The sequence below is a fragment of the Streptomyces sp. CC224B genome, from assembly GCF_030010595.1.
Classification (GTDB): Bacteria; Actinomycetota; Actinomycetes; order Streptomycetales; family Streptomycetaceae; genus Streptomyces; species Streptomyces longispororuber.
Window position 1 is genome coordinate 21,418 of record NZ_JASCXL010000120.1, and the last position, 7,820, is coordinate 29,237.

Annotated in this window: 5 protein-coding genes and 1 pseudogene; 1 reads left to right on the forward strand and 5 read right to left on the reverse strand. The window is 71.9% G+C overall.

Annotated elements, in window-relative coordinates; all coding sequences use genetic code 11:
• Positions 1-68 precede the first annotated feature (68 nt).
• The 3 genes from QK440_RS33825 to bldG form a co-directional block, all read right to left on the reverse strand.
• A complete protein-coding gene (locus tag QK440_RS33825; protein ID WP_282797078.1) occupies positions 69-2,471 on the reverse strand; it encodes a sodium-translocating pyrophosphatase in 2,403 nt (800 codons plus the stop codon).
• Between the two features lie 727 nt (positions 2,472-3,198).
• A complete protein-coding gene (locus QK440_RS33830; protein ID WP_282797081.1) occupies positions 3,199-3,585 on the reverse strand; it encodes an ATP-binding protein in 387 nt (128 codons plus the stop codon).
• Between the two features lie 94 nt (positions 3,586-3,679).
• Positions 3,680-4,021, reverse strand: a complete 342-nt coding sequence (gene bldG, locus QK440_RS33835) for an anti-sigma factor antagonist BldG (protein WP_030359667.1) — start codon at positions 4,019-4,021, stop codon at positions 3,680-3,682.
• A gap of 81 nt (positions 4,022-4,102) precedes the next feature.
• Here bldG and QK440_RS33840 point away from each other — a divergent pair, with 81 nt between their 5' ends.
• Entirely contained in the window at positions 4,103-6,556 is a 2,454-nt protein-coding gene (locus QK440_RS33840; RefSeq protein ID WP_282797079.1) for a DEAD/DEAH box helicase, read from the forward strand.
• Positions 6,557-6,943: 387 nt separating this feature from the next.
• Here QK440_RS33840 and QK440_RS33845 read toward each other — a convergent pair.
• Positions 6,944-7,285 (reverse strand): annotated as a pseudogene (locus tag QK440_RS33845) (Rv3654c family TadE-like protein); the annotation flags it as partial.
• A complete protein-coding gene (locus QK440_RS33850) occupies positions 7,282-7,662 on the reverse strand; it encodes a TadE family type IV pilus minor pilin (RefSeq protein ID WP_282797080.1) in 381 nt (126 codons plus the stop codon). The pseudogene QK440_RS33845 and the gene QK440_RS33850, both read right to left, overlap by 4 nt.
• Positions 7,663-7,820: the final 158 nt, after the last annotated feature.

The window sequence follows — 7,820 nt, forward strand, 5'->3', positions numbered from 1 at the left end:
TCCGGGGAAACGGGGAACGGGCGGCTCCCCAAGAGGCGCCGCCCGTCCGAGGGTTGGAACCGCCGGTGCTACGACACCACCGCCGGGTCCGGCGAACTGGCCACCTTCCCCGGGTTGTCCCCGTCACCGACGGCGATGCCGCGGCGCTTGGAGACGTACACCGCGCCGACGATGACCGCGATGGACAGCACCGCGATCAGGACGCGCATCCCGACGCTCTTGTCCTCGCCGTAGCTGAACTTGACGACGGCGGGCGCGATGAGCAGCGCCACCAGGTTCATCACCTTCAGCAGCGGGTTGATCGCCGGGCCCGCGGTGTCCTTGAACGGGTCGCCGACCGTGTCGCCGATGACGGTCGCGGCGTGGGCCTCGCTGCCCTTGCCGCCGTGGTGGCCGTCCTCGACGAGCTTCTTGGCGTTGTCCCACGCGCCACCGGAGTTGGCCAGGAACACGGCCATCAGGGTGCCCGTGCCGATCGCGCCCGCGAGGAACGCGCCGAGCGCGCCGACGCCGAACGTGAAGCCGACCGCGATGGGCGTCAGGACGGCGAGCAGACCGGGCGTGGTCAGTTCGCGCAGCGCGTCCTTGGTGCAGATGTCGACCACACGGCCGTACTCCGGCTTCTCCGTGTAGTTCATGATCCCGGGGTGCTCGCGGAACTGCCGCCGCACCTCGTACACCACGGCCCCCGCGGACCGCGACACCGCGTTGATCGCCAGCCCCGAGAACAGGAAGACGACCGCGGCGCCGAGGATGAGCCCGACCAGGTTGTTGGGCTGCGAGATGTCCATCACCAGGTTCATGGGCGCGCCGTCGCCGAGCTTCTGGCCGACCTCGTCGGCCGCCTCCGCGATGGCGTCCCGGTACGACCCGAAGAGCGCCGAGGCCGCGAGCACGGCCGTGGCGATGGCGATGCCCTTGGTGATGGCCTTGGTCGTGTTGCCCACGGCGTCCAGGTCGGTGAGCACCTGCGCGCCCGCGCCCTCGACGTCACCGGACATCTCGGCGATGCCCTGCGCGTTGTCCGAGACCGGGCCGAAGGTGTCCATGGCGACGATGACGCCGACCGTGGTGAGCAGGCCGGTACCGGCGAGCGCCACCGCGAACAGCGCGAGCATGATCGACGCGCCGCCCAGCAGGAACGCCCCGTACACCCCGAGCCCGATCAACAGGGCCGTGTAGACCGCCGACTCGAGCCCCACGGAGATCCCCGCAAGCACCACCGTCGCGGGCCCCGTCAGCGACGTCTTGCCGATGTCCCTGACCGGCCGCCGGCTGGTCTCCGTGAAGTAGCCGGTGAGCTGCTGGATGAGCGCGGCGAGGACGATGCCGATGGCGACGGCCACGACCGCGAGGATCCGCGGGTCGCCGGACTTCGCCAGGATCGCCGCGTCCTCGACGCCGTCCAACTTCGCGTACGAGGACGGGAGGTAGACGAAGACCGCCGCGGCCACGAGCGCCAGCGAGATCAGTGCGGAGATGAAGAAGCCGCGGTTGATGGCGGTCATGCCGCTGCGGTCGGAGCGCCGTGGGGCCACGGCGAAGATGCCGATCATCGCGGTCACCACGCCGATCGCCGGGACGATCAACGGGAAGGCGAGCCCGGCGTCACCGAACGCAGCCTTGCCGAGGATCAGCGCGGCCACCAGCGTGACGGCGTACGACTCGAAGAGGTCGGCGGCCATGCCCGCGCAGTCGCCGACGTTGTCGCCCACGTTGTCGGCGATGGTCGCGGCATTGCGCGGATCGTCCTCCGGAATGCCCTGTTCGACCTTGCCGACCAGGTCGGCGCCGACGTCGGCGGCCTTGGTGAAGATGCCGCCTCCGACACGCATGAACATCGCGATGAGCGCGGCTCCGAGGCCGAAGCCTTCGAGCACCTTCGGTGCGTTGGCCGCGTATACGAGCACCACACAGGAGGCACCGAGCAGACCGAGCCCCACCGTGAACATGCCGACGACGCCGCCCGTACGGAAAGCGATCTTCATCGCCTTGTGCGAGACGGCGGTGAGATCCTTTTCCGGCTCTCCTTCCGCCGGTGTCGCCTCCCGCGCGGCGGCGGCCACGCGGACATTGCTGCGCACGGCGAGCCACATACCGATATAGCCGGTGGTCGCCGAGAAGGCCGCGCCGATCAGGAAGAAGACCGACCGGCCGATGCGCTGATTCCAGTCGTCCGCAGGCAGCAGCATGAGCAGGAAGAACACCACGACGGCGAAAACGCCGAGCGTGCGCAACTGCCGCGACAGATAGGCATTCGCGCCTTCCTGCACCGCCGCCGCGATCTTCTTCATGCTGTCGGTGCCCTCGCCGGCGGCGAGCACCTGGCGCACGAGGACCCAGGCGACCGCCAGGGCCGCGATCGCGACGGCCGCGATGACCATCACGATGAGACGGTTGTCGTCCGTCAGTGAAGCACCCGCGAGGATTGAGGGGTGGTCAAGCTGATGAGGGGTAGAAAGCCCCGCCATTCGTCCTCCTTGACGCTTGGGCTGAGCTCAAGATGTGGACGGATTGTAGGGAGCCGGACCTGATCAAAACAGAGCGCCGCAAACCGAATTGGCGCGCAAGCGCGTGTCCGCAAAAGATCGCGCGTGCGGATTGGCCCCGAAAGCGGTAACGCCCCAAAACCATTGACGTCGAGGCCACCCCCTCGCTTCCCCGCTCTCACTCGCCGAAACAGACGACTTCCGGCGCACCACCTTTCCCGCTTGTCACATAAGCAGAAATCTCTGGCGGATTTTACGGCGGGGGCTTTTTTGTCAGGGGGATGCCGTTGCCTCCGAGGACGCTCGCCGTCGCCGTCCGGCGGGGGCCACCGGGCGTGGGGCGCGGAAAGGGGGCAGCCAGCCTGACGGGGGCTCCTGGTCCGTCGGAGTGGTCCGCCGCCACGGCGTCCTCGCCCTCATCCCGGGGCATCCCGGCAGGGACCCTGCGGGGCACTACCTACCGCGCGTGGGTAGAACGCTCGTTCCACGGGCGAGGACGTGGTGCGGGTGGGGGCGACTCATGGCCCGTGAGGGCGGAAGCCCGCGAACGCCACGGCAGAGACGAGTCCCTGACAGCGGACAGCCGTCCGCCACGCGGAGGGCCGCAAGGTCTCGCGTTCGCCAGGACACAAAGCGCCACCAGGGCACGAGGCGCCGCCAGGCCCGCCAAGGACTGAGCCCGTCTGAGGGGAGAGCGCCGCGTCAGGAGCTAGGAAGTCGTCGGCCAGCTCATGCGGATCAGCCCGCCGCTCTCGCTGGACGAGACCTCCACGTCGTCCACGAGGCCGCTGATCACCGCGAGGCCCATCTCGTCCTCGCCCTCGGCCTCGGGATCCTCCGGCAGGGGCCGGCCGTCGGCGGCGGTCGGCACGGTCCGCGGTGCCTCGTCGCCGACCTCGATGGAGAACTGTTTCTCCTCCTCGACCAGAGCCACCCGTACAGGCGCGGTGATCCCCGCGGCCTGGTGCAGCCCCACGGCACGGGTGCAGGCCTCGCCGACCGCGAGCCTGACCTCGTCGAGAACGGCCTCGTCCACTCCGGCCCGTCGCGCCACCGCGGCCGCCACCAGTCGGGCGGTCCTGACGTGCTCGGGCAGCGCGCTGAAGCGGAGTTCAACGGTGGCCCGGCCCCCCGCCGTACTGCCACTCCGGGACTGAGCCCGGAACCCCGGACCGAGCCGGGGCACCGGCTCAGTCGGTGGCCGCGACCGCTTCCTCGACCGAGGTGTGGATCGGGAACACCTTGGTCAAACCGGTGATACGGAAGATCTTGAGAATGCGCTCCTGGTTGCACACCAGGCGCAGCGAGCCCTCATGGGCCCGCACACGCTTCAGGCCACCGACCAGTACGCCGAGTCCGGTGGAGTCGAGAAAGTCCACTCGCTCCATGTCGACGACCAGGTGGAAACTGCCGTCGTTCACCAACTCGACCAACTGCTCGCGCAGCTTGGGCGCGGTATACACATCGATTTCGCCACCGACCTCGACGACCGTACGATCGCCGACGGTACGGGTCGACAGAGACAGGTCCACGGATCCTCCAGCACCTTGCTATCGAGCGGTCGCCCCTTGGGACACCTCGGCCCACGCCCCCGGGACGGATCGCCAGCCGCGATGGCATTCAATCACTTACGGGCAGGCGTGCACGACGCCTTCGGACCATTGTCCATCCAGCCAGTGACACACTCGATGCCGATGGCCAACTTTTCCCCTACCGGAGGACCCTCGGCGGGCACCCCGGCCCACGTCTCCCCGCAGACGGTCCTGGACCGGCTGACCACGGGGCCGAGCCGGGCTGCGCGCGTCACTCATACGGAGCACCTGCCCCCGCGTGCCGCCCGCTATGCAGTCTGGCCCGATCGCATCCGCCCCGAGATCGTCGCCGCCGTCCGCAAGGCCGGAATCGAGCACCCCTGGGCCCACCAGGCCCGCGCCGCCGAACACGCGCTGGACGGCGAGTCCGTCGTCGTCGCCACCGGCACCGCCTCCGGCAAGTCCCTGGCCTATCTCACCCCCGTGCTCTCCGCCCTGCTCGACGGCTCCGAGGCTCCGAACGGGCGCGGCACCACCGCCCTCTACCTGGCCCCCACCAAGGCCCTCGCCGCCGACCAGCGCCGTGCCGTGCGCGCCCTGGCCGAACCCCTCGGCACCGCGGTCCGGCCGGCCGTGTACGACGGCGACACGCCCGTCGAAGAGCGCGAATGGGTACGTCAGTACGCCAACTACGTCCTGACCAACCCCGACATGCTGCACCGCGGCATCCTGCCGTCCCACCCGCGCTGGTCCTCCTTCCTGCGCGCCCTGCGCTACGTCGTCATCGACGAGTGCCACACCTACCGCGGCGTCTTCGGCTCCCACGTCGCGCAAGTCCTGCGGCGTCTGCGCCGTTTGTGCGCCCGCTACGGCTCCGACCCGGTCTTCCTCCTCGCCTCCGCCACGGCCGCCGAACCGGCCATAGCCGCCGAGCGCCTGACCGGCCTGCCCGTCACCGAGGTCGCCGACGACGCCTCACCCCGGGGCGAGGTCGTCTTCGCCCTCTGGGAGCCGCCGCTCACCGAGCTCCACGGGGAGAAGGGCGCGCCGGTCCGCCGCACCGCCACCGCCGAGACGGCCGACCTGCTCACCGACCTCACCGTGCAGGGCGTCCGCTCCGTCGCCTTCGTCCGCTCCCGGCGCGGCGCCGAGCTGATCTCCGTCATCGCCCAGGAACGCCTCGCCGAAGTCGACCGCTCCCTGGCGCGCCGCGTCGCCGCCTACCGGGGCGGCTACCTCCCCGAGGAGCGCCGCGCCCTGGAACAGGCCCTGCACTCCGGCGAGCTCCTCGGGCTCGCCGCCACCACCGCCCTCGAACTCGGCGTGGACGTCTCCGGCCTGGACGCCGTCCTCATCGCGGGCTATCCAGGGACCCGTGCCTCGCTGTGGCAGCAGGCGGGCCGCGCCGGGCGCTCCGGCCAGGGCGCGCTCGCCGTGCTCGTCGCCCGTGACGACCCGCTGGACACCTATCTCGTCCACCACCCCGAGGCGCTGTTCCAGCAGCCCGTCGAGTCCACGGTCCTCGACCCCGACAACCCGTACGTCCTCGCGCCCCACCTGTGCGCGGCCGCCGCGGAACTGCCGCTCACCGAGGACGACTTGGCCCTCTTCGGTCCCGCCACCGAAGAGCTGCTGCCACAGTTGGAGGCCGCGAAGCTGCTGCGCCGCCGCACGAAGACCTGGCACTGGACCCGCCGTGAGCGGGCCGCCGACCTCACGGACATCCGCGGCGAGGGCGGCCGCCCCGTCCAGGTGGTCGAGGAGGGCACGGGCCGGCTGCTCGGCACCGTCGACGCATCGGCCGCGCACACGAGCGTCCACGAGGGCGCGGTCCACCTCCACCAGGGCCGTACGTATCTCGTGCGGCGCCTGGACCTGGAGGACTCCGTGGCGCTCGTCGAAGAGGCCGTCCCGCCCTACTCGACGACCGCCCGCGACACCACCGCGATCTCCGTCCTCGACACCGACACCGAGATCCCGTGGGGTCCCGGCCGCCTCTGCTACGGCTCCGTCGAGGTCACCAACCAGGTCGTCTCCTTCCTGCGCCGCAAGCTGATCACCGGTGAGGTGCTCGGCGAGACCAAGCTGGACCTGCCGCCGCGCACCCTGCGCACCCGCGCGGTGTGGTGGACGGTCACCGAGGACCAGCTCGACGCGGCCCGCATCAACCCGGAGATCCTCGGCGGCGCTCTGCACGCCGCCGAACACGCCTCCATCGGCATGCTGCCGCTGTTCGCCACGTGTGACCGCTGGGACATCGGCGGCGTCTCCGTACCGCTGCACCCCGACACGCTGCTGCCCACGGTGTTCGTCTACGACGGCCACCCCGGGGGCGCCGGATTCGCCGAGCGCGCCTTCCACACCGCCCGCGAGTGGCTCACCGCCACCCGCGAGGCCATCGCCGCCTGTGAGTGCGAGGCCGGGTGCCCTTCCTGCATCCAGTCCCCCAAGTGCGGCAACGGCAACGACCCCCTGCACAAGCGCGGCGCGGTCCGGCTCCTCACCACGCTCCTGCGGGACGCCCCCTCCGACTGACGCCACGGGTTCCGCAAGGCCCTCAGGCGACATGGGCCTACTGGATCTCCCGGACCGCTCAGCGCCTGCCTCTCCCTGGCGTCCCGCGGATCGTCGAGCGAGCACAGCCACCCCGGCACGCCCCTCACGCTCTGTGGGCCGCATGGCCTTGAGCGGCACCGCAGCAGTCCCCGCCGGCTCCAGAGGCCGTACAGAGCCCGGCACGTCCGTATGCTCCGTCGACGTCGCGGACCCCGACACGTCCGTACGCCCCACCGGCCGCGCAGCACCCGTCACGTCGTCCCTACGCCCCGCCGGCCGCGTGAAGCCCCTCACGTCCCTACGCTCCACCGGCCGCGCAGCACCCGTCACACGCGTACGCCCCACCGCGGCCGCAGGCCCCGCCCGTGACCTGACCTCCGTCACGAACGGCCCGAACTCCGCCGCGGCCGTGACGTCCGACACCTGGCCCTCGACCTCACACTGCACGACCCGTGTGTACTGGGCCCGGGCCACCCGTTCCGCCCGTGCGCAGGCGCCCTTGGGGCCCTGCGTCCAGTGGTCCGCCGCGGCCAGCGCCGCCAGGTCCGCCGCGCCGCCCGCCCGGTGCCGGGCCACCATCACCTGCCCCATCGCCAGGACGGCACCGGTGACCACACCGAGCACGGTCATGACGACCACGACCCACACCGTGGCGGCGCCCCGGTCCGCGCCCGGCCCACTCGGCACGCCCGGCCCGTCCCCGGTCATGAGTCCGCCCCTGACGCGTCCCGGCGGACTCCCGCGTCGCCCTGCCGCCCCGCCCCTACCGTGTCCTCCGCCAACGCCACGGCCTCCGCCCGCAGCCGCACGCCCAGTCCGAGCACCCGCGGCCCCGGAGCGGGCGCCACCACCTCGACGCGCACCAGGTCGCCGTCCCTGCGCACGGCGACGCGCGTACCGGGTGGCGCCGCCTGCCGCGCCGCCGCCACGGCCGTGCCGGGTGGGTCCTGGCGGGCCATCGCGCGCGCCCCGGCCCGGGCGGCGTCCACGCACTGAATCTGCGCGGCCGCGGCCATCAGGATCCACAGGAGGGCCATCGTGAACAGCACCAGGGTCGGCAGGACCGCCGCCGCCTCCGCCGTCACGAATCCGGCGTCACGCCGCCTGCCCGGGCCGGCCCGGGGCCCCCCCCCCGGGGGGCCCCCCGCCCCCCCCCCCAAGCCCCGGGCGGGCCCCACCAGAGCCGCCCCCCCGTAGCAAAACCCCCCAGAGCGCCCCCTCCCCCCCGCGCAGGGGGCCCCCC

What these genes read in the sequence shown, in the direction of transcription:
- QK440_RS33825 (WP_282797078.1), bottom strand. Translation starts at nt 2,471, where the DNA reads ATGGCGGGGCTTTCTACCCCTCATCAGCTTGACCACCCCTCAATCCTC.
- QK440_RS33840 (WP_282797079.1), top strand. Translation starts at nt 4,103, where the DNA reads ATGGCATTCAATCACTTACGGGCAGGCGTGCACGACGCCTTCGGACCA.